The 21,149-nt window shown below is 64.7% G+C and carries 19 protein-coding genes and 1 pseudogene; 14 read left to right on the top strand and 6 right to left on the bottom strand.

The features are described from left to right. From JRN21_03780 to JRN21_03750, 7 genes are read left to right on the top strand one after another with little or no spacing between them, the layout of a single operon-like run. Positions 1–864, top strand: coding sequence for an MBL fold metallo-hydrolase (locus JRN21_03780; protein ID MDG6988426.1), 864 nt, complete (start codon positions 1–3; stop codon positions 862–864). Positions 865–886: 22 nt separating this feature from the next. Further along, positions 887–1,657, top strand: coding sequence for a tRNA (adenine-N1)-methyltransferase (locus JRN21_03775; protein MDG6988425.1), 771 nt, complete (start codon positions 887–889; stop codon positions 1,655–1,657). A gap of 37 nt (positions 1,658–1,694) precedes the next feature. Next, positions 1,695–2,327, top strand: coding sequence for a hypothetical protein (locus JRN21_03770; GenBank protein MDG6988424.1), 633 nt, complete (start codon positions 1,695–1,697; stop codon positions 2,325–2,327). A 28-nt stretch (positions 2,328–2,355) separates the two neighbouring features. Then, positions 2,356–2,955 carry a TMEM165/GDT1 family protein gene (locus tag JRN21_03765; GenBank protein MDG6988423.1) on the top strand — a complete coding sequence of 200 codons (600 nt, stop codon included), beginning with the start codon at positions 2,356–2,358 and terminating at the stop codon, positions 2,953–2,955. Positions 2,956–3,010: 55 nt separating this feature from the next. Further along, positions 3,011–4,453 carry a proline--tRNA ligase gene (locus JRN21_03760; GenBank protein MDG6988422.1) on the top strand — a complete coding sequence of 481 codons (1,443 nt, stop codon included), beginning with the start codon at positions 3,011–3,013 and terminating at the stop codon, positions 4,451–4,453. A gap of 45 nt (positions 4,454–4,498) precedes the next feature. Then, on the top strand, positions 4,499–5,317 hold the full coding sequence (locus JRN21_03755; protein ID MDG6988421.1) for a hypothetical protein: 819 nt from the start codon (positions 4,499–4,501) through the stop codon (positions 5,315–5,317). Further along, a complete protein-coding gene (locus JRN21_03750; GenBank protein MDG6988420.1) occupies positions 5,318–6,268 on the top strand; it encodes a metallophosphoesterase in 951 nt (316 codons plus the stop codon). It abuts the gene before it with no gap. 6 nt (positions 6,269–6,274) lie between these two features. Here the strand turns inward: JRN21_03750 and JRN21_03745 are convergent, their stop codons facing one another. Further along, positions 6,275–7,180 carry a hypothetical protein gene (locus tag JRN21_03745; protein MDG6988419.1) on the bottom strand — a complete coding sequence of 302 codons (906 nt, stop codon included), beginning with the start codon at positions 7,178–7,180 and terminating at the stop codon, positions 6,275–6,277. Between the two features lie 114 nt (positions 7,181–7,294). Here JRN21_03745 and JRN21_03740 point away from each other — a divergent pair, with 114 nt between their 5' ends. The 4 genes from JRN21_03740 to JRN21_03725 all read left to right on the top strand — a co-directional run bounded on the left by JRN21_03740 (position 7,295) and on the right by JRN21_03725 (position 12,562). After that, positions 7,295–8,734 (top strand): extracellular solute-binding protein, encoded by a 1,440-nt coding sequence (locus JRN21_03740; GenBank protein ID MDG6988418.1) that lies wholly within the window; start codon positions 7,295–7,297, stop codon positions 8,732–8,734. A gap of 6 nt (positions 8,735–8,740) precedes the next feature. Continuing rightward, a complete protein-coding gene (locus JRN21_03735; protein ID MDG6988417.1) occupies positions 8,741–9,799 on the top strand; it encodes an ABC transporter ATP-binding protein in 1,059 nt (352 codons plus the stop codon). A gap of 136 nt (positions 9,800–9,935) precedes the next feature. Next, positions 9,936–11,564 carry an ABC transporter permease subunit gene (locus JRN21_03730; protein MDG6988416.1) on the top strand — a complete coding sequence of 543 codons (1,629 nt, stop codon included), beginning with the start codon at positions 9,936–9,938 and terminating at the stop codon, positions 11,562–11,564. Next, a complete protein-coding gene (locus tag JRN21_03725; GenBank protein MDG6988415.1) occupies positions 11,561–12,562 on the top strand; it encodes a DHH family phosphoesterase in 1,002 nt (333 codons plus the stop codon). The genes JRN21_03730 and JRN21_03725 overlap by 4 nt, the downstream gene beginning before the upstream one ends. On the opposite strand, the gene JRN21_03720 is transcribed toward JRN21_03725, so the two are convergent. Both JRN21_03720 and JRN21_03715 read right to left on the bottom strand, forming a co-directional pair. After that, a complete protein-coding gene (locus tag JRN21_03720; protein ID MDG6988414.1) occupies positions 12,473–13,528 on the bottom strand; it encodes a DMT family transporter in 1,056 nt (351 codons plus the stop codon). The genes JRN21_03725 and JRN21_03720 overlap by 90 nt on opposite strands. A gap of 195 nt (positions 13,529–13,723) precedes the next feature. Beyond that, positions 13,724–15,403, bottom strand: coding sequence for an APC family permease (locus JRN21_03715; GenBank protein ID MDG6988413.1), 1,680 nt, complete (start codon positions 15,401–15,403; stop codon positions 13,724–13,726). A 157-nt stretch (positions 15,404–15,560) separates the two neighbouring features. Between JRN21_03715 and JRN21_03710 the strand changes: the two genes are divergently transcribed. Beyond that, positions 15,561–15,836 carry a 30S ribosomal protein S26e gene (locus JRN21_03710; GenBank protein ID MDG6988412.1) on the top strand — a complete coding sequence of 92 codons (276 nt, stop codon included), beginning with the start codon at positions 15,561–15,563 and terminating at the stop codon, positions 15,834–15,836. Between the two features lie 82 nt (positions 15,837–15,918). Here JRN21_03710 and JRN21_03705 read toward each other — a convergent pair whose 3' ends face one another. Further along, positions 15,919–16,539 (bottom strand): peptidylprolyl isomerase, encoded by a 621-nt coding sequence (locus tag JRN21_03705; GenBank protein ID MDG6988411.1) that lies wholly within the window; start codon positions 16,537–16,539, stop codon positions 15,919–15,921. A gap of 120 nt (positions 16,540–16,659) precedes the next feature. Further along, entirely contained in the window at positions 16,660–17,280 is a 621-nt protein-coding gene (locus tag JRN21_03700) for a CDP-alcohol phosphatidyltransferase family protein (protein ID MDG6988410.1), read from the bottom strand. A gap of 57 nt (positions 17,281–17,337) precedes the next feature. On the opposite strand from JRN21_03700, the gene JRN21_03695 reads away from it, so the two are divergent. After that, positions 17,338–17,541, top strand: coding sequence for a hypothetical protein (locus tag JRN21_03695; protein MDG6988409.1), 204 nt, complete (start codon positions 17,338–17,340; stop codon positions 17,539–17,541). A gap of 7 nt (positions 17,542–17,548) precedes the next feature. Next, the gene (gene thrS / locus JRN21_03690; protein ID MDG6988408.1) at positions 17,549–19,243 is read left to right on the top strand and encodes a threonine--tRNA ligase; all 1,695 of its coding nucleotides are present in this window, start codon (positions 17,549–17,551) and stop codon (positions 19,241–19,243) included. On the opposite strand, the pseudogene JRN21_03685 reads toward thrS, so the two are convergent. Further along, positions 19,220–21,121: pseudogene (locus JRN21_03685) on the bottom strand (agmatine deiminase family protein). The gene thrS and the pseudogene JRN21_03685 sit on opposite strands and share 24 nt — an antisense overlap. Between the last annotated feature and the right edge of the window lie 28 nt (positions 21,122–21,149).

Below are 21,149 nucleotides of genomic sequence, written 5' to 3'. Positions count from 1 at the left end.
ATGGGCCCTCTAGCGCTGAAGGTGGGGGAGGCCAGGGTCACGGTCTTCAACGTGGGAGACATACTGCTCGGGCTGGACGAAGTCTACGACAAAAGCGTGGACCTCTCGCGCTACTTCCCGGAAGAGAAGATAGGGAAGAAGGCGGGGTTCCCCGCCCAGTCGTTCTTGATAGAATCAGGAGGGGTCAAGGTCGTGGTGGACCCCAGCGACTACTCCCGGCTCGTTGCCCCTGGGCACTTCACGCCTCCGGCGGGGTACGCGCCCCCGCCCGCGCTGACCGCCCAGATGGAGTCGGTCGGGGTCGCCCCGACGGAAGTCACCCACGTCGTAGTCACCCACCTCCACTTCGACCACTTCGCTGGAGCGACCCGGGGCGCGGGGGGGAACGCCGTTCCTACCTTCCCGAAGGCTGACTGCATAATCCCGGAGAAGGACTGGCGGATGAGCTCCATCGCCGAAGCCAGAGAGGTCCGGGACCCTGACGTCGTCGACACCCTCGTGGCGGTCCAGCAAGCGGGGAGGCTCTCGCTCCTCGACGGCGCCAAAGACCTCGGCGGGGGGGTGAGCGTCGAGCCGTTCCCGGGGGAGAGCCCGGGGCACCAGGTGGTCGCGGTGAAGTCGAAGGGGATGAGCTGCTACTGCGTCGGAGACCTCATCCATCTAGAGGAGGAGGTTGAGCATCCCGAGCTGGTCGCCTCCTGGAACGAGCCGAGGGAGATGGAGTCGAGCAGGGCGCGCTTCTACAGGCTGGCCTCCGCCGAGGACGCCGTCGTGATGCCAGGGCACATGCGCCCGGGGAAGGTCTCCGTCAAGGGGGGCCGCGCGTCCTGGAGAACCCTCGACGGCACGACCGCAAGGATATAGAACTCTCCTCCGGGGCCGGCCTGTGAGCGTCATCCAGGAAGACTCCTACGTCCTCGTCTACAGGGACAGGAGGCGGAGGTGGCTGGTAAGGCCGAAGGACACCCCGAAGCTGCACACCCACCTGGGGATCCTGGACGTCTCCGCCCTGGTCGGGAAGGAGTTCGGCGTCGTCGCTTCCACCACCATGGGGGACGAGCTCTGCATACTTCGGCCGACCATAGAGGACATGACGATGAAGTTCGCCAGGAAGACGCAGGTGATCTATCCGAAAGACCTCGGGCTGATGGCCGTGAAGCTCGGGGTCCACGCAGGGTCGAAGGTGGTCGAGACCGGGACGGGGAGCGGGGCGACGACCGCCCTGATGGCCTACCTCGTCCGCCCGGGGGGGATGGTCTGGACCTACGACATCAACCCCGAGTTCCAGGCCGTCGCGAAGAAGAACATAGAGAGGCTCGGCCTCTCTGACAGCGTCGCCTTCAGGTCCGCCGACTCGCGCCTCGGGTTCGACGAGAGCGGGTTCGACGCCGGGATCCTGGACGTAGGGGACCCCTGGGATGTCATCCCCAGCATGAAGGCGGGGCTGAAGCCGTCGGCTCCCATGGCCGCGGTGACCCCGACCACCAACCAGGCCGAGAGGCTGGTGGCGAAGATGAAGGAAGAGGGGTTCGTGGCCATCGAGACCGTCGAGATCCTCCTCCGGCACCTGGAGGCGAGGGTGGGGATGACGCGCCCCTCCAACATCATGGTGGGGCACACGGCGTACCTGACGTTCGGCAGGACGACGAAGTCGTAACGGTTTTAACCCCGGCCCGGCTCGCACGTGAAATCCGATGAGCACCAAGGGACGCTTCGAGGACATTTCCACCCTCCTCTACATGGCCCCGTTCCTCGTGAGCGGGCTCTACGGCCTGTTCCTCTGGGCCAGGGGAGGGCTGTCCGCGCTCCTCCCGAACGCTGTTTTCCTGCAGATCACGAGGAGCCCCTACGTCTTCGTGGTCGGCACCCTGTGCGTCATGGTCGGTCTGGCTGTCGAGATGAGAGGGACCCCTCTGCCGGCGCGGCGGGAGAAGCTCGCGTCGCTGGCCAGCACGCTCCTCGCCATAGCCGGCACCTCCCTTTTCTTCGCCCTAGCCGCGGGGCTCTACGCCAACGGCCTTGGTCTGGGCGGGACGGCCTCGGACCTCATCGTGGGGAGGTACGACCTGGTCTTCCCGGTCGTCATGGTCGTGCTCAGCCTCCTCCTGACGTCCCAGTTCAGGTGGTCTGCCCTGTCGGACCGCAACGTCCTCGCGATAATCGCCCTGTTCCTGGTCCCCGCTTCGCTCTACGAGGTGGGCAAGCGGCAGACGGCGCTCGGCCTCGGGCTGGCCTTCATCCTCATGGTGGCGGGGCTGGCCGCCATACTCATGCCGACCCGCGACCAGGCCGCCGCGAAAGAGCAAGTCGCCGAAGAGGAAGAATAGCGGCCCTGTACGGGTTCACGGGCGCCCCATGGACAGCATCACGCTCTATGCGTTCTTCGGGATAGCCGCGGCCCTCTTCGTCGCCGAGCTCACCGACAAGGACGCGTTCCTCCTCCTCGCCGTGTCTGCGAAGATCAAGGCCAGGGTCGCCTTCCTGGCCGGGGCGACCGCTTTCGTCCTCACCACGGCCCTCTTCGTGGGTGCGGGGTCCCTCCTCCTGACCGTGGTCCCGGTGGCCTGGGTGAGGTTGGCCGGAGGGGTGGTCATGCTCGGGTACGGCGGGTGGCAGGTCCGGGGGCTCGTCGGTTACCGGACGGTCGAGGAGGAGGAGTCGCGCGTCGAAAGATCCGGGACCGCCCTCAGGGCCTACCTCACCCTGGTGGCGTCCCTGGCGTTCCTCGACATCGCGGGGGATGCCACAGAGGTCCTCACGGTCGTCCTGGTGTCCAAGTACTCCGACCCGCTCTTCGTCTTCGCCTCCGTCTGCACCGGGCTCATCGCGGCGACCGCCTTCGAGACGGCGCTGGGGAACAGGATGGGCCGCGTCCTCACCCCCAGGAGGCTCCGCGTCGTGTCCGCAGCGGTCCTGCTCGCCCTCGGGGTGGCGATCCTCGCCTCCGCCGCGTAAGCGCCCCGGCGGGCAAACACCTTCATTAAGAGCAGCCGGGAGAAGGGCGCTCCTGATGTCGGGAGGGAACCAGGAAGGGCTCACGGCCAAGAAGGCGGAAGACTTCGACGAGTGGTACACCCAGATAATCCTGAAATCGGAGATAGCCGACTACAGCCCCGTCTCCGGGTGCGTCGTGTACCGCCCTCCAGGCTACGCCATCTGGGAGAACATCCAGAGGGAGACCGACAGGCTGTTCAAGGAGTCGGGGGTCCTCAACACCTACTTCCCCCTGCTCATCCCCGAGCGGCTCCTGAAGAAGGAGTCGGAGCATGTGGAGGGGTTCGCGCCTGAGGTGGCCTGGGTGACTGAGACCGGGAGCTCCAAGATCGAAGAGAAGCTCGCGATCCGGCCGACGTCGGAGTCGCTCATGTACGAGGTGGTGTCGCGCTGGATACGGTCATGGAGGGACCTCCCCTTGAGGCTCAACCAGTGGAACAACGTCATCCGCTGGGAGTTCAAGAACCCCGCCTTCATCCTGCGCTCTAGGGAGTTCCTCTGGAACGAGGGGCACTCCCTCTTCGCCACCAAGGAGGAAGCCGACGCCGAAAGGGACCAGATACTCGGGATCTACAAGAATGTCACCGAAGAGTGGCTCGCCCTCCCAGGGTACCTGGGGAGGAAGACGCGGGGGGAGACGTTCGCCGGTGCCGAAGCCACCTACAGCATCGAGCACCTGCTCCCCGACGGGAAAGCGATACAGGGGCCAGACTGGCACTCTGACGGCCAGAACTTCTCGAAGGCGTTCGGCATAGTCTTCATCGACAAGGAGGGGAACAAGCAGTGGGTCTACCAGAACACCTGGGCGATCTCGACCCGCGAGATAGGGGTGATGCTCGCGGTCCACAGCGACGACAGGGGGGCCGTCGTCCCGCCGAGGCTCTCGGCCGTCCAGGTGGTCGTCGTCCCCATAGTGAACGACGAAAGCAAAGGGGCGGTCCTGGACGGGGCCAGGAAGCTCCTGGAGTCCCTGGCCGGGTTCAGGGCGAAGCTCGACGCCAGGGACAACCTTACCCCTGGGCGGAAGTTCAACGAGTGGGAGCTGAAGGGGGTCCCCCTCAGGGTCGAGTTCGGCCCGAGGGACATGAAGGAGGGGCAGGCCGTCCTAGTCAGGAGGGACACCAGGGGGAAGAGGACGGTCAAGCTCGGGTCCCTGGCGGCCGAGGTGGGGAGGGAGCTGGACGACATACAGGCGAACCTCCTGAAGAGGGCCAGGGAGGCGCTGGAGGCGGGGACCCACGACGCTTCCTCCCTGGCGCAGCTCAAGGAGGTCCTGGCCGCCGAGGGGGGGATCGTCAGGGTCCGCTGGTGCGGAGACGGGGCGTGCGAAGCCAAGATGAAGGAGTCGGCAGGGGGGAAGGTCCTGAACGTTCCCCTCGACCAGAAGCGGGGGAGCGGGGCGTGCGTCGCCTGCGGAAGGGACGCCCCCTCGGTAGCCCTCTACGGGAAGTCTTACTGACTCCCCTCGGAAGGATTATCAACCCGCCCTGTCCCCGACGGCCTAGTGGCCGCCATCGCGGACCCCTCGGGGGAAGCCAGGCGAATTCTCGGAGCCGCCGAGGAGCGGAGGGTAGTGCTCAGGCTCCTTGGTGGAGTCTCCTTCCTACTCCGCTGCCCGTCGGCCGCCGACGCCAGGCTGAAGAGGGACTACCGCGACCTCGACTTCATGGCCCGCTCGAAGCAGTCGAAGGAGATCGGCGCCCTGTTCAAGGAGATGGGGTACGTCCCCCGGGAGATGTTCAACGCGTGGCAGGGGCGGAGGAGGCTGATATTCAACGACCTCGTCAACCATAGGCGCGCCGACGTCTTCCTGGACGTCTTTGAAATGTCGCACAAGCTGGACCTAAGAAACAGGCTCGAGGTCGACAAGATGACCCTCCCGCTCGCCGACATGCTCGCCACGAAGCTGCAGATACACGAGATAAACGAGAAGGACCTCAAAGACATGGTCTGCATGCTCGCCGACTACGACGTGGGGGAGACAGACTCGGGGGCGGTGAACGGGAAGTACCTGGCCGGACTCTGCGCCGAAGACTGGGGGATCTACAAGACGTTCACGGCCAACCTGGCCGCGGTGGCGGGGAGCGCGGAGAAGTCTGGGCTCGACGGCGCCCGCATCGGCCTCCTGAAAGAAAGGACGGAAAAGCTCATGGCCCTGATAGAGGGCGCCCCCAAGAGCATGAAGTGGAAGCTGAGGGCGGGTGTGGGAGACAAGGTGAGGTGGTACGAAGTCCCCGAAGCAGACGTCCAGGTGGTCGACTCGAGGATATCCAAGGACAGCGGGCAGGAGCCCTCTGGACAGCCCCCCCGTGGTGAAAGATAGATGCCGAAGACCAAGCTCTTCTTCGTGACAGACGTTCACGGGTCGGACAGGTGCTTCCGCAAGTTCGTCAACGCCGGGAAGTTCTATGGCGCCAACGTCCTCATACTGGGCGGAGACATCACCGGGAAGATGATCGTCCCTATCGTCGCCCAGGCGGACGGCACCAGAGCCTGCACCTTCGGGAAGGAGCAGGTCATCCGCTCCAAGGAGGAGCTCGACGCGACCATGAAGGCGATAAGGGACGCCGGGTGCTATCCGTTCCTGACGAACGTCAAGGAAGCCGAGGAGATCTCGGCCGACCCTGACCTGCAGGTCCCCCTCTTCAAGTCGCTCATGAGGGAGAGCATACAGGGGTGGATGCGCCTGGCCGAGGAGCGGCTGAAGGGGACCGGGATAACGTGCTACATATCCCCGGGGAACGACGACTACTTCGAGATCGACGAGATCCTCGACTCCTCCTCCTACGTCGTCAACCCGGAGCGGAAGGTGGTCGACATCGGCGGAGGGCACGAGATGATCACCCTTGGGTACACGAACCACACCCCCTGGGACAGCCCCCGGGAGGTCGACGAGCCGGACCTGGAGGGGATGATCGAGCAGATGGCGAAGGAGGTCAAGGACCCCTCGGCGGCCATATACAACGTCCACGTCCCTCCCATCGACACCCTCCTCGACAGGGCCCCGAAGCTGGACGCGGAGCTCAAGCCCGTCACCGCCGGAGGGCAGTCCGTCATGATCTCCGCCGGGAGCTCGGCGGTCCGCAAGAAGATAGAGGAGCACCAGCCGCTCCTCGGGGTGCACGGCCATATCCACGAGTCGAGGGGGATGGTCAAGCTCGGCCGGACCCTCTGCGCCAACCCGGGGAGCGACTACGGGTTCGGGAACCTGAACGGGTTCCTCTGCGAGATAGAGAAGGACAGGGTGGTGTCGCACACGCTCACGCAGGGGTGAGCGCTCTCAGACCGCCGCCACCGGGTCGGCGTTGGAGAAGAGCCGCTGGGCTGTGTCGTCCACGCTCATGGGGAGGTCTACCTTCGCCAGCGCGATCATCTGGAGAGAAAGCGACGACGCCGCGACGCCGAAGCAGGCGCTCCTGAGGAAGTCCCTGGTCTTCAGGTACCAGGAGACGGTCGCGCCGCTCAGTATGTCCCCCGCGCCGGTGCTGTCGAGGACCGGCGTCTGCGGGACCGAGACCTTGTATATCCTCCCGCCGTCAAGGACGTAGCAGGAGCCCCCTCCCTGGGTGACGATCCCCTTCCGTATCCCCATGGAGAAGACCTTCTCGAGCGCCGCCGTCGGCTCCGACCTCCCGGTCAGCATCTCGGCCTCGGTCCTGTCCATCTTGACCGCGTCCACCTTCGTCAGGGCGGCGCCGTCGCTCGGGGGGGCGAAGGAGACCTTCCCCCCTGCCCCGAACCTCCGGATGAACCCCTGGGGGTCGAGGAAGGTGAAGTCGGATCGGGCCGATATCTCCGAGAGGAGGGACGGGGAGACCTCCCCGGCGAGAGGGGACACGAGGGAGGCGCGGAACCTCGTCTCGGGCGGTATCTGCGAAGGGGCGAGGTCTTCGCACCTGCTCGCCAGGTAGAGAGCCCTGTCCCCGCCGGTGTCAGTTATCCTGAACCTGGTGGTGGGCTTCGTGCCGCTCCGGTCCGACGCCCTGAGCGACACCCCGTTCCTGGCCAGCCAGACGGCCTGTTCGTCGGGGAAGTCGGACCCCACCTTGGTCAGCGGCGTGACTTCGTGCCCGAGACGGGAGGCGATGAGCCCGGCGTAGGCGGGGGGGCCCCCTACCGAGGCGACGGTCCGGGTGGGGAGCTGTATCGAGTCGATGGTGAGGAACCCCGCGACCAGGACCTTCAATCGCCGTCGCCGGAGGTACGGTCGTTAAGAACACTTTGCCTCGTCGCGTCCGATGCGGGGAACTGCTTTGTCCCGTTTAAATAACTAACGACCGGACCGGCTGCCGAGAATATTATGGACGTTCAATCCCGAAATGCAATAAGCACAGGTGCAGGCGTGGCAATAGTTGTGGTCCTCCTGGTAATCGCAGGGGGAGCCTACTATTACATCGCGTACTACTCTCCTCCGGCCAAGACAACGACCTCTGCGCAGCTGTCCGGGACCCTCAACGTCATCACGTTCACGGACCCGTCGAACGCCTGGCTGCAGGACGCAGCCAACACGTTCATGGCGGCCCACCCCGGGGTCACCATCCACGTGACGGCGCAGGGATTCAGCAGCTACACCACCACCGAGCTCACCTCGCTGAAGGCACAGTCGTCCACCTACGACATCATCACCTTCACTTCGACCAGCGCGCTGGGCTTCGCCAGCTACGTGTCGAACCTGAACGGGCTGGTGAACCTGAACACCTCGGACATCCCAGCTCCGCAGCTCAACTTCGGAGGCTACTATCTGGTCAACGGGACGAAGGAGCTCATCGGAGTGCCGTACGACACTTCGACCTTCACCATCTTCTACAACCAGACCCTGCTGAGCAACGCCGCTCTGAACGCACAGTTCGAGAGCCAGTATGGGTTCCCCATGAGTCCACCGTGGTCGAGCTGGCAGGCGATCCTCGACGTGAACCACTTCCTCGTGACTCAGACACACACTGTGAAGTACGGGCTCATAACCGACGGCTCGGAAGGCCATGACATCATAGACACCTATCCGGCAATCTTCGGCTACTACTACGCGCACGACTCCTCGATCAGCGGATCCAACCCACAGGGCGGTCTGCTGAACTACAACATCATGTTCAACGGCTTCGCAGGGTCCAGCGGCGTACCATCCCCATCTTTCAACGGGACCGCCGGGGTACAGGCACTGCAGACGATGTACAATCTGATGCAGTACGACCCCCAGCCGGCTGGGACCACGGTGGGCTACGGCACGGTATTCGCTCCGCTGCAGGCGGGCGAGTCGTGGGGCTCACTGATGTTCACAGCTGACGCATCCACTCTGCTGAGCTCGAAGAACATCTCGTCTTCCATCGCGGTCAGCTCGCTTCCGGGCGGCTACGCCGAGACTGGTACAGACTTCTATGCCATCAACAAGTACTCGAACAACCAGGCGCTGGCGGCAGCGTTCATCCAGTATCTCGTCTCCCCCACGGTCAACGCCAAGATCTACACAGTGGCAGGAGAGTTCCCGATCTCCAGGGCCGCGACTGCTATCCTCACCTCCAACACTTCGATCCCGCAGCAGGCAAGGAACGTGATACAACAGGTGTTCGACACCGGCGCGGTCGGCTGGGCGAATCCGCCGAACCTCGTCATCACCTCTTCCACGCTGATACCCGCGTTCAACCAGCCTGTCTACGGTTTCCTTACAGGGACATCCAACAGCACCTCATCTGCGCAACAGGCACTGGATACGGCAGCAGCCGCTTGGCTCAAAGCCGTAAGCTGAAGGCCGGTGCCTGCCCACACTTTTTCGGGACCTGAAGCCCGGGCGGCCGGGGTAAGGTTACAAGGCATAACGAAGAGGTTCGGAAAGCTCACAGTATTCGAAGATGTGGACCTCGAGATCTCCCCGGGGGAGCTCTTCTCCCTCGTGGGGCCGTCGGGGTCGGGGAAGACGACTCTGCTGAGGATAATCGCGGGGCTCGAGGTCCAGGACTCGGGGCACCTCTTCATCGGGTCGAGACCCGTAGACGCCCTGGGTCCGGCGAAGAGGAACATAGGCATGGTGTTCCAGGACTACGCCCTCTATCCTAACAAGACCGTGATGGAGAACATCACCTCTCCTCTGACGGTGAGGGGGATGAAGAAGGAGGACGCGCTCAAAGACGCCAGGGAGATAGCCGGGCGCCTCGGCATAGGCGAGACCCTGGACAGGAGGCCCGGCCAGATCTCAGGGGGGCAGCAGCAGCGGGTCGCGCTCGCCAGAGCCCTCATCAAGCACCCGGACGTGTTCCTCCTCGACGAGCCCTTCTCCAACCTCGACGCCCAGCTGAGGTTCTCGGCCCGGAAGTTCCTGAAAGATGTGCAGAGGGAGTTCGGCATGACCACCATCTACGTGACGCACGACCAGTCCGAGGCCCTCTCCATCTCTGACAGGGTCGCCATAATGGGGAACGGGAAGATCCGCCAGGTAGGTACCCCGAGGGAGATCTATGCCTCCCCCGCCGACGAGTTCACGGCCACCTTCATCGGGAGCCCGCCGCTGAACGTCATGTACGTCAAGGTCTCGGGCGGGTCTTCGACCCCTGTCTCCCTCCCCCTCGGGAACCTCGCAGACGGGACCTTCAAGGTCGGGGTCAGGCCGGAGAGCCTGGTCCTCGGCTCGGGGCCCAACGAGGCAGAGGCCACCGCCTTCGAGTACGCAGGGCGCGAGACAATCGTGTATCTGAGCATAGGGGGGGTGGAGATCAGGGCGATCGCCCACGACGTCGGGGGGATGGGCACGGGGCAGAGGGTGAAGTTCTCGGTTAACCCGGGGGGAGTCCACGTCCTGAGCAAGGAAGGGGCCTGACCTGTCCGGCGTCGGCGAGGCTCTGTCGAAGAGGATCTTCTACATCCCCGCCGTCGCCTATCTGTTCTTCTTCGCGCTAGTCCCCCTGATTATATCGGTCGTCCTCTCCGCCCCTTCGTCCGACCTGTCGTCGTACGTGTCGCTCTTCGCCCAGACCGACTTCGGGCGGATCGTCTACAACACCGTCTTCTTCGCGGTCGGAACCGCCGTTGCCTCTGTCCTTGTCGGCACCGCCTTTGCGATCCTCGTAGACAGCAGGCGGAGGGCGAAGCGCGCCATCTCCCTGATAGCGTACCTCCCCTACATGATACCCTTCACAGCGAGCGCCCTGATCTGGGCGACCCTGTTCAACCCCGGGTACGGCCCCCTTGACCCGATCCTGACGTCGCTCGGCCTCCCCGCCATCAACTGGCTCGGCCCCGCCCTGCAGCTCTATTCGCTGACCACGGTGGGGGTATGGGCCTCCATCCCCCTCGCCTTCCTCATCATCCTCGCGGGCCTGTCCTCCGTCCCCAAGCAGGTGAAGGAGGCGGCGTCGGTTGACGGCATGGAGATGTGGGACTACTACTCCTCCGTGGCCCTCCCCCTGGCGAAAGGGGCGATCGTCACCGCCTTCCTCATGATCATGATACTCGGCTTCGGGAACTTCGACCTCCCCTACATCCTCAGCGGCGCGGGCGGGGTCCCCCCCATCACCATGGCGACCATGGTGGTGTATGCCTACGCCGAGATGTTCTATGCCAACCTCGCGCCTCAGGGGCTGGCCGCGGCCATATTCGTCGCGCTCCTGGCCAGCATCCCGGGGCTCCTGCTGGTCAGGACCACGATCGGAGCCTCCAAGAACGGGAGAGGGAGGACCTGGCTCCCCAAGATCCGGGCGCCGAAGGTACGCCTCCCAGGATCCCGACGGGTCTTCAACGCCCCCTTCAGGTACATCCTGTACCTCGTCTGCGGCCTCGTATCCGTGTTCATTCTCTTCCCCATCTACTGGATGGGGCTGATCGCGTTCAGGCCCCAGTCGCTCGACTACCTCCTCCCCCCGATCATCTATCCCACCAAGATAATCACTGACGTGTTCCTGCAGACGGTGGCCCAGGCGTCTCCCGAGATAATCACGACGTTCTTCGTGTCCTGCGCCGTCACGGCGGTGACCATACTCCTGGCCGCGCCCGCCGCCTACATCATAGCGAGGGAGGGCAAGCGTGCGCTTCTGGGCATCATGATCTACACCTTCTCCCTCCCGTCCATAGTCTTCGTATACGGGATCTTCTCCATGATGGTGGGGCTCCGCCTGCTCAACACGTGGACGGCGCTGATACTCACCGAGCCACTGTTCACCGTCCCGTTCGTCGTCTGGACCATGACGAACTTCTACAGCTCGCTCCCGAAGCAGTACGAGGAGGCCGCCCTGGTCGACGGATACTCGCGGATACGCTCCTTCCTCTCCATCGTGATGCCGCTGGCCAGGCCCGGGCTCATAGCCGCGGGGATGGTGGCGTTCATCTTCTCATGGCACCTGCTCCTGTTCCCGCTCGTCCTCTCGCAGACCCCGTTCTCCTTCACCTTCCCCCCTGTGGGGTCGAACACCGTCACGACGTTCGCGATACTGTTCGACCCTGACAGCACGGGCGGCACCATCAGCAACAACGTCTGGACCCAACTGGCCTCCTCGGGTATCATCCTCGCGATACCTGTGATCATCCTGTCCATCGTCGCCCAGGGTTACCTCCTGAAGGGGCTCTACTCCGGAGGCGTGAAAGGGTGAGCCGCCCCACCGGGTCACGGCTCCGGGGCCGGGGGCGCAGGTCCGCCAAGACCTTCTGCATGTCGCACTCCCGGGACGTGGACGGGCTGAGCTCGGCAGCCCTGGCGGTGGCGGCCACGGGGGGTGACTTCCTTCTCACGGACTACGACACACTGGTGCCTGACCTGGGGAGGGTCCCGAAGGGGATCGACAGGCTCGTGCTCTGTGACATGGGGGTGGACGGCTCCGATGAAGGGCCGTTCGTCGAAGCGCTCGGGAGGATCGCCTCAAGGGCGGCCGTCACCTACGTGGACCATCATTTCCTCGGGCGGAGGGCGAAGCGCCGCATCGAGGGGCTGGGGGTGGAGCTGGTGCACGACGAAAGCGAGTGCGCGAGCATGCTCGCCTACGCGAGGTTCAAGGGCGACCTCCCTGCCGTAGCCTGGCAGGTGCCCCTGCTGGGCGCCGTTACAGACGGGATGGACGACTCGCCCATGGCCCGGCGGCTGATAGAGGGGACGGACAGGCTGCACGTCCTCGCGGAGGCTTCCCTCCTCTCCAACGCGGTCCTCGCGAACAGGGGAGCGCGCCCTTTCCTCCGGACGGTCGTCAGAGGGCTCTCGAGGATGGCCGAGCCCCACGAGATCAAAGGAGTGGAGGCGTCCGCCCTTCGCCAGCTGAGGACGTCAAGGGAGCTCGTCAGGCTCATCGGTGAACGGGGGCGGAAGCTGAGGGGGCTGGCATACGTCGTCGTCCCCGAAGGGACCAGCGGGAACGTGGCCGAGCTCATCCCTGGGGCCATGGGCGCCCCCGTGGGCGTCTCGCTCGCGCCGGCAGGCGGGCGTTACCTCGTCGAGCTGAGGGGGACCTCCAGCTGCAAGGCGCATCTGGGGAAGGCGATATCGGAGGTGGCCGCCAGGTACGGCGGGTCAGGGGGAGGGCACAGGCTCGCAGCCGGAGGGCTGCTCCCCGTGTCGTCTGCCGAAGACTCGCTGAAGGCCCTCGACGGATACCTGTGACTTGGGCGCGTCCGTCCCCTGGTCTGCGATGGCAGGGACCGCCTTGGCGGGCCTCCCCTTCAGCTGTACCACCAACACCCCGGCGAGGACCATCCCCATCCCCCCCGCCATGACCGGAGTGATGGGCTCCCCCAGGAATAAGAGGGCGAACAGCGCGATCTCGATCAGCATCAGGTCCTGAAGGATGGTCAGCTCGTAGGGCGGTATCGCCTTCAGAGACCAGTTCCAGAGGACGAATGCGAGGGCGGTGTTGACCGAAGCGAGCCAGACCACCGTGAGCGCTCCATCGAGGGTCAAAGGCGCGTACTGGCCGGACGCCGCCGTCAGGACGACCATCCCGGCCACCCCTACCCCCATCGTCACGGTGGTCAGCCTGAGGGGGCTCAGCCCGTGCGGGCCGTAGAACGACCTGACCGCGACCATGTAGACGGCCCATCCGACCCCCGAAGCGACCACCACCGCGACGCCGAAGACCTGGCCCCCCCAGGCGACCTTCTCGCTGAAGAACGCGAATGCCCCCAGGACCGCGAGGCCGAACCCCATCAGCTGTGCCGGCGTGACTCTCTCCCCCAGGAGGCCCACCCCGAGGAGGAGGACGAAGAAGGGGTTGAAGTTCAGGAGGAAGCTAGTCGTGACCGCGGGGAGGTAGTAGAGCCCCACGTACTGGAGGCCCTGGGCGACGGTGTATCCCCCGACCCCCGCTACCACCAGCAGGATGCCTTTCCGCCTCCCGACCGGAGGGTGGCGTCTGCCTCGACGGGAGAGCGCCAGGTCGGCGGTGAGGAGTATGATGAACGCGAGGCCGTATCTCAGCGTCGCGAAGTAAAGCGGCGGTATCTCTGATACCCCCTCTTTTATCAGGACGTAGGAGGAAGACCACAGGACCGTGGTGAAGAGGGCGGCGGCGTATGGCAGCGCCCTCCCCCGGCGGCCCCCGTCCGTGGGGGTGCGCGCTACGACGGCCATGCCCCGCCTCCGCCGGGCCGGCTTAAATGCGAGATGAACCACAGAGCCAGAAGGACCCGGCCTTGACGTGAAGTCCCTGAGCCGCGAGGCGGGACGCCCCGCACCGAGCCGAAGTCGAGGAGACCGGCGGAAGGAGCCTGCAAGCTTGCGCCCGCGCTTTCTTGCTGACTACGTCTTCGCTGTTCCCCGCCCGGCTTATTCCGGCGGGATCTCCTTGTAGGTGACCGAGAGGTCTATCCCTTTGCTCTTCAGGTACCGCTTCCTTATCGTGTACCAGAACGCCCCTACGATCCAGAACCCGAAGATTATGATGAGCCACGGGAGGCCTCCGTATATCTGCTGGACTCCGGCCGGGTTGTAGTAATTCATCCCTGCCGATATCGCCGCCCCGAGGTTGCCTATGCTTACCCCGAAGTACGGGTAGACGAAGAACTCCGCCGTAAGGACGGCGAAGAACGCCAGGACTACGACCCCTGAGATGATGAGCGCGGTGGCCGTCCCTTTCAGCTGCGCCCTTCTGTTGTAGGCGTAGTAGATCGCGGTGAGGCCGATGCAGGCGAAGTACATAGTCCCCAGCCCCGTCGTGGTGAAGGCGGAGATGAACGAATAGTACATCACGAAGATGGTCACGACGCCGGCGATCACGGCGGGGAAGACGAGCCCGTTGACCGGAGAGTGGAACCTGTTGCTGACGTTCGCGAACCACGTGGGGATGAACCTGTCGAACCCCATACTGAGGAGGTACCTGGATATCACGAGGATGGTCTGGGCGATGGCCGCAAGGAACCAGAGGGAGAACCCGAGGTTCATGAACCAGCCGAGGGCGGCGTTGTTCCCGGATATCATAGTCGCGACGCTCAGCATGGTCGACGACGTCTGCGCCAGCCCGAAGGTCACCGCGGGGCCGCCGACGTACGAGATGTAGAGCTGGTTGAAGAGGAGCAGGAGGACACCGCTGGCGAGGACTACGGCGAAGGTCGCGTACATCGCGCTCTTCTTGATGCTCTTCAGCTCCCCGCCGAAGGCAGCCACGTTGTTGATCCAAGGCATGTAAATCGCGACGAACGGGAGCAGCAGGAAGGCCCCCATCCAGGAGAACGAAGGCACCCCTCCCCCGAGAGCCGGGAGCGTCGCAAGCTGGTTGACGCTCGTAGCGGCGCTATAACCCGTCCCGTTGAAGTAGTAGAGCCCGTAGGTCCCGAGGTAGGAGTTCAGCGACGACTGGACCCCCGACGGGCCCGCCATCAGGAAGAGGGCGGCCATCGCCAGCGCCGCCAGGGTCCCCAGGGCGACGAAGCCTGCCAGGACCTTGAACCCGAGGGAGGGCCTGAAGATGTCGATGACCGTGATGATCGCGATTATGGCCAGCCCTATCGCGATGGCCTCAGGGGCGTTGAAGGCCCCGCCGTAGAAGTTCAGCGCCGTCGCGGCCGTCGAGAGCCCCGCGTTGTTCGTCACCTGTCCGAGGGTGGCGAAGGAGGGAGCCATCGTAGAGAAGAGGAAGAACAGGTCCACGCCGATGAAAGGAATCCCGGTGAAGACGAACCCGAGCATCAGGAACCCGGCGAACGAGGGGTTCACTATCCTGCTCAGCCAGACGTAGTCCCCGCCGGTCCTCCCCACGCTGTGGGTGATGTGATAGAAGATGTATGCCTCGAAGAGGACGGCGATGGTGAACACCCCCACCGCGGGGATGACGTCCTCTGGGTTCGACCCTCCGGGGATCGAGCTGATGAACGACGCAAATATGATGTTGAGGAACAGGAACCCTCCGCCGAAGCCGATCTCCCCCATGTTGGCCCAAAACATGGTAAGTGGGTTAACGTTCTTCACAACGCCCGTTGCTTCCCGAATCCAGACCGAGGGTTTGGACAAGAAGTGCGTCATGCTCCGCTTTCGACCTGATTTAAAGGCTCGCCTGATGGCGACGGATTGTTTTCTCGGCCCCGACGCCCCAGTCAGCCGTCCGTCTCGCCTGCGCGTCGCGGTATATGTTTAAAGGGAGACTCGGGGCGAGGACGCAAAGTTCCCTTTGTCGAAGAAGAGAAAGAGCCGCGGACGTGCCAAGGGAGGAAAGGGGCACAGCGACCTCATCTACTGCAGCAACTGCGGAGCCGCCGTCCCTCGAGACAAGGCGAAGAAGGTCACTAAGAGGACGAGCCTGGTCGAGCCGACACTCGCCCGAGAGCTCAGGGCCGCCGGCGCATACATCGCGAGCCCCACGCAGGTCGCTTACTACTGCGTCTCCTGCGCTGTGCACTACGGCATCGTGAAGGTCAGGGCCAAGAGCGAACGGCGCTCCTGGTAGGGCCGTTCCAGGTCGTCCGTCAGGCGCGAAGGCTGCTCCCGCCCAATGCGCACGGCTTCTCCCGCTGCGGCGCCGTCCGCATTCAGCACTGCTGTATCGGCACAGAGGCCGGCGCCTCTGACGCAGGTATGATGGTCACGTTGTACATCATCGCGCGCTGCGGGTAGATGGGCTGAGACACGAGGTAGGAAGTCGAGGGGACCGTGGACCCGTAGGTGGGGTCGGTGTTCTTGTTGGCCAACGCGCAGACCGCGTTCATCCCGGAGACGACCTTCCCGAAGATGGTGTAGTACCCGTCCAGCTGGGAGAGCGTGGGCTGGGTCTGGTTGTCCAGGACGATGTAGAACTGCGAGGACCCGGTGTTGAACCCATAGGTCGTGTTCCCTTCCCTGGCCATGGCGACGTACCCCGCCGCGTTGGTGAGGGTGGGGCACCTGGACACCTCCAGAGGGACGGTCTGGGGCGACCCGCCCTGCCCCCAGGTCGAGCGGGTGCTGTTGACAGCGCCCCTGGTGTTGGGGTCGCCTGTCTGTATCACGAACCCCGGTACGATCCTGTGGAACACGAGGTTGTCGTAGAACCCTGTGCTCGAGAGGTTCTCGAAGTTCGCCACGGTCTTCGGGGCGCAGTTGGTGAAGAGCTGGACGTAGATGTCCCCCTGGCTCGTCCCTATCTCGGCGTATGCGGGCGGGACCTCGTAGATGTAGTTCCAGTAGACCTCCCACGCGACCGCCCCCGCGATGAGGACGACAAGAGCCACCGCGACTATCTTCGCCCACGGGACCTCCCGCCTCTTCCGCCTCCCCGGCTTGTCGACCAAATCCTAAGGGGGGGCGGCCGCATGTTGCGTAGAAATATCCTTCGGTTCCTGCTCCCCGCCGAGGGCCCTGGCGGCTGTGAAGCTCCTCTCCAGGAAGGTGAAGAGCGCGACGGCCAGCACAATCAGGACCCCCCACTGCACCACCCCCAGGAGGGACGTGACCGAGAGTATCAGGAGCCTCTCGCTCCTCTCTCCTATCCCGACCCCCGCCAGCTTCACCCCCAGGGCGTCCCCCTTCGCCCGGGTGTAGCTCACCAGCAGGCTGAACGAAAGAGCCAGGAGGACCCAGACCGGGTCCGCGTAGCCGCCGACCAGTATCCCTGCGAAGAGCGCAACTTCAGCCACCCTGTCGAGGGTCGAGTCGAGGAACGCCCCGCGCGTGGACGTCCTCCCGGTGACCCGGGCGACGGCGCCGTCGACGATGTCGAACCATCCGGACACGAGCACCAGGACCCCGGCCAGCGCCTCCCCCCTGTACCCGCCGCTGCCATAGGAGTAGGCGGCCAGCAGCGACAGGACGAGCCCGACCCCGGTCCAGGCGGTGGGGGACCCCTCGAGCCGCGAGAACCACCCCCCCACGGAGGAGAGCAATGACCCCAGGCGCCCCCTCATCCTGTCAAGCATGTCGCAGGGGTGGGCCCGGTTTTTATATTAACTAAAAGGAGCCGGGGTTGATATCCGTTGGGAAGGGTCGACAAGGGAGTCGCCTGCAGGGTCTCCGGGTGCAAGAACCAGGCCGAGAGGTCCTTGAGCAAGGAAGACATGGCCGGGAGCGGTCTGACCGCCGGAGGGGAAGGCCACCGGGTCTATCTCTGCAGGGAACATTACAAGGCCTGGAAGAAGGCGACCAGGAAGTCCAGGTCCCTCGAGCGTTCGAGATGGTAGCGGCGCCTTGAAGATCCTGCAGATGCACGTCGACTTCATAGAATACACCCCGGTAAAGAGGGAGATCAAGGGAGCCGAGGACGTCGACCCCCGGACCGTAAGAGAGGAGGACCTCGTGGTGCTGTTCACGGCGTTCGAGTCGGGGGACGACGCCGCGCTCACCGGGAAGGCGGTGGCCGAAGCGAAGGAGTTCCTGTCGAAGCTGGGGACGAAGCGACTGATGCTGTACCCGTTCGCGCACCTCAGCCAGGACCTCGCCCCGCCTGACGAGGCGCTTTCCCTCCTCCTGGGGATGGAGAAGGCGGCGAAGGAGTCGGGACTGGAGGTCAGCAGGGCGCCCTTCGGTTGGACGAAGGCGCTGCAGGTCAAGGTCAAAGGCCACCCGCTGGCTGAGATGTCCAGGAGCTACAGCCACGGCGGGCCAGCGCAGGCCCCGAAGCTGAAGGCGAGGAGGGAGCTGACCGACGCGGAGGCGATGGCCAGGCTGAAGAGGAGCGAGTACGCGAACCTCCCGGAGTCGGACCACAGGGTCATCGGAGAACGCCTCGACCTTTTCAGCTTCCAGGAGGTCTCCCCCGGGATGGTGTACCTCCATCAGAAGGGGCTGGCGCTCAGGGACGCCCTGGTCGGGTTCCTCAGGCAGGAGTATGCGAAGGACGGGTACCAGGAGGTGAGCACCCCGGCGCTCGCGAACACCGCGCTCTGGCAGGTCAGCGGGCACAGCGCCCACTACAAGGACAACATGTTCCTCACCTCGCTGGGGAACGAGGAGATGGGGATGAAGCCGATGAACTGCCCCTCCCACTTCCTGATTTACAAGACGAGGAAATGGAGTTTTCGCGAGCTCCCGGTCAGGTACGCGGCCTTCGACCCCCTCTACAGGAACGAGCTGAGCGGCGTAGCGAGCGGGCTCTTCAGGGTGAAGTCCCTATCGCAGGACGACGCACACATCATCTGCACGGAGGAGCAGGCCGAAGGGGAGGTGGCAAAGCTCCTCGACCTCATGGAGAGGGTCTACGGCGTCTTCGGGCTCGCGTACAAGGTGAAGATATCGACGAGGCCCGACGACTCCATGGGGAGCGACGAGGAGTGGGAGCGGGCGACGAGCGCCTTGACCCGTGCCGTGGAGTCTCGCGGATGGAAGTACGAAGTCAAGGAGAAGGAGGGGAACTTCTACTCACCCAAGATAGACGTGGACGTCAAAGACTCCCTCGGAAGGGAGTGGCAGTGCGGGACATTCCAGTTCGATCTGCAGATGCCGAAGCGGTTCAAGCTCGCCTACACGGCGTCCGACGGCAAGGAGCACACGCCGGTGGTCATCCACAGGGCGATCCTGGGGTCCCTCGAGCGCTTCATGGGGATAATGCTTGAGCACTACAAGGGCGCGCTCCCCGTCTGGCTCTCCCCCGTCCAGGCGAGGGTCATCCCTCTCTCGGACGAGCACCTGGAGTACGCCCGGGGCGTGCTCGGCGCGCTCGCCGCCGGAGGGGTCAGGGTCGAGGGGGACTTCTCGAGCGGGACCATGGGAGCCAAGATCAGGGACGCCCAGCTCCAGAAGATCCCGTACATGCTGGTGGTCGGCAAGAAAGAGGAGGACTCGAAGACGGTCGCGGTACGGACCCGGGCCGGGGCGCAGACCTTCGGGGTGAAGGTCGAAGACTTCGTCTCCACCGTGAAGTCAGAGGCCGCGTCGCACAGGTGAGGGGCTGAGCTTGGCGGACGGCGCCTGCTGCGTGACGCAGTGAAGGGTCCCCAGCCCGTAGACTAGCGCCCTGCAGTCAATCCCGACCACCTCCCTCGTAGGGAACGCGCCCTCCAGCGCCTTCAGGGCGGCCCTGTCGCTCCTCCCTCCGAAGGTGGGGACGACCACGGAGCGGTTCCCGACGTAGAAGTTGAGGTGGCTCGCGGGGAGCCTCCCGTCCCCCGACTCCACCATCGGGGGCATGGGGATCTCGACGACCTCGAACCCCCTTCCGCCTGCGCCCCTGGCCTCCCTCAGCGCCGAGAGGTTCTCCGAAAGGGCGGCGTGGTTCGGGTCGGACTCCTTCGCTTCGACGGCCGCTGCCACCGTCCTCGGTCCCACGAACCTCGCGATGTCGTCTACGTGGCCGTCCGTGTCGTCCCCTTCTATCCCCCTCCTCAGCCAGACCACCCTCTTCGCCCCGAGGTAGCCCCGGAGGACCTCCTCGACGTCTCGTCGCGTCAGGGTGGGGTTCCTGTTGGGGTTGAGGAGGCACTGCTCGGTGGTGAGCACCGTCCCTTCCCCGTCCGAGTCTATGGACCCTCCTTCCAAGACCACCCTCGGCCTGAAGACCTTCAGCCCGGTGGACTCTGCGACCCTCGTCCCGGCTCCGTCGTCAGGGAGGAGGTCGTCGTACTTCCTCCCCCATGCGTTGAAGTCCCACTTCACGAGCGCCACCCCCTCGCTTCTGACGTATGTCGGCAGGTAGTCCCTGGTCCAGACGTCGACCGTCCTGATCCTGTGGAACGATACGTCCTCTCCGTGCTTCAGCATCGCCGCCACCCGGGCTTCCGTCTTCCTGTCGTCGACCAGGACCCTGACCTCTTCCGCCGCGCCGAGGGCCTCCACCATCCTGACGTAGGCCTCCTCGACCTTCGGGAGAAGAGGCGCCGGGAAGGTGTTCGGGTCCTTGGGCCAAGAGACCCAGGTCGCGTCGTGCCTCTCCCACTCGGCGGGCATCCTGAAGCCGAGCGATGCGGGGGTCGGTTCCATGCCCTACTTCGCTATCGCCCTGTAGGAAGACGGCTTCCTGTTTCTCATGAACCCCCATCCTTCCTCGACGACCCTCCCGAGCCCCAAGTCGCAGTCGACCGTGTGCACCCCCTCGTCGTCGTCGGCCCTAAGCAGGACCTTCCCGAACTGGTCGGCGACGAAGGAGCCGCCCCAGAAGTTCGAGTCCCCCTCCCTTCCCACCCTGTTGACCGCGCAGACGACCACGCTGTTTGCCACGGCGTGCCCCACCTGGACCGACTCCCACGCATCCTTCCAGTCCCCCTCGACCGGCTCTATCCCCTTCACCCACCCTATGGCGGTGGGGTAGAAGATCACCTCCGCCCCCATAAGCCTCTCGACCCTCGCAGGCTCCGGGTACCACTGGTCGAAGCAGATGAGGGTCCCGAGGTTCCCGGCCGCGGTCTTGGCGACGGCGTACTTCTTTCCGGGCTCGAAGTAGTCTTGCTCGTAGTAGTGCTCGTCCTGCGGGATGTGCACCTTCCTGTACTTCGACGAGACCTTCCCCGTCGGGTCGAAGACGAGGCAGGTGTTGAAGCTCGAGTTGCCTGCGGCCTCGAAGATGGAACCGCCGACCAGGACCACCTGGTTCTTCCTGGCGCACTCCCCCAGCGCCCTGCTCGTCTTCCCGGGGATGGGCTCGGGTTCTGCCCCCGACCGCCTGGAAGAAGGGAAGTAGCGCATGGAGAAGAGTTCGGGGAGGCAGACCACGTCGGCCCCCTTCTTCGCCGCCTCGGCGACGTAGGCGAGCGCCTTCTGCACGTTGGAGCCCCTGTCTTCCGCCATGGACATCTGCACGAGCCCTATCGTCAGCTTCCTTCTGGGCATCTCTCCGGCCCCTTTCGCCGGTGCTATT

Source organism: Nitrososphaerota archaeon (assembly GCA_029785825.1).
Taxonomy (GTDB): domain Archaea; phylum Thermoproteota; class Nitrososphaeria; order Nitrososphaerales; family Gagatemarchaeaceae; genus UBA183.
This window is presented reverse-complemented; position numbering and strand designations above follow the sequence as displayed.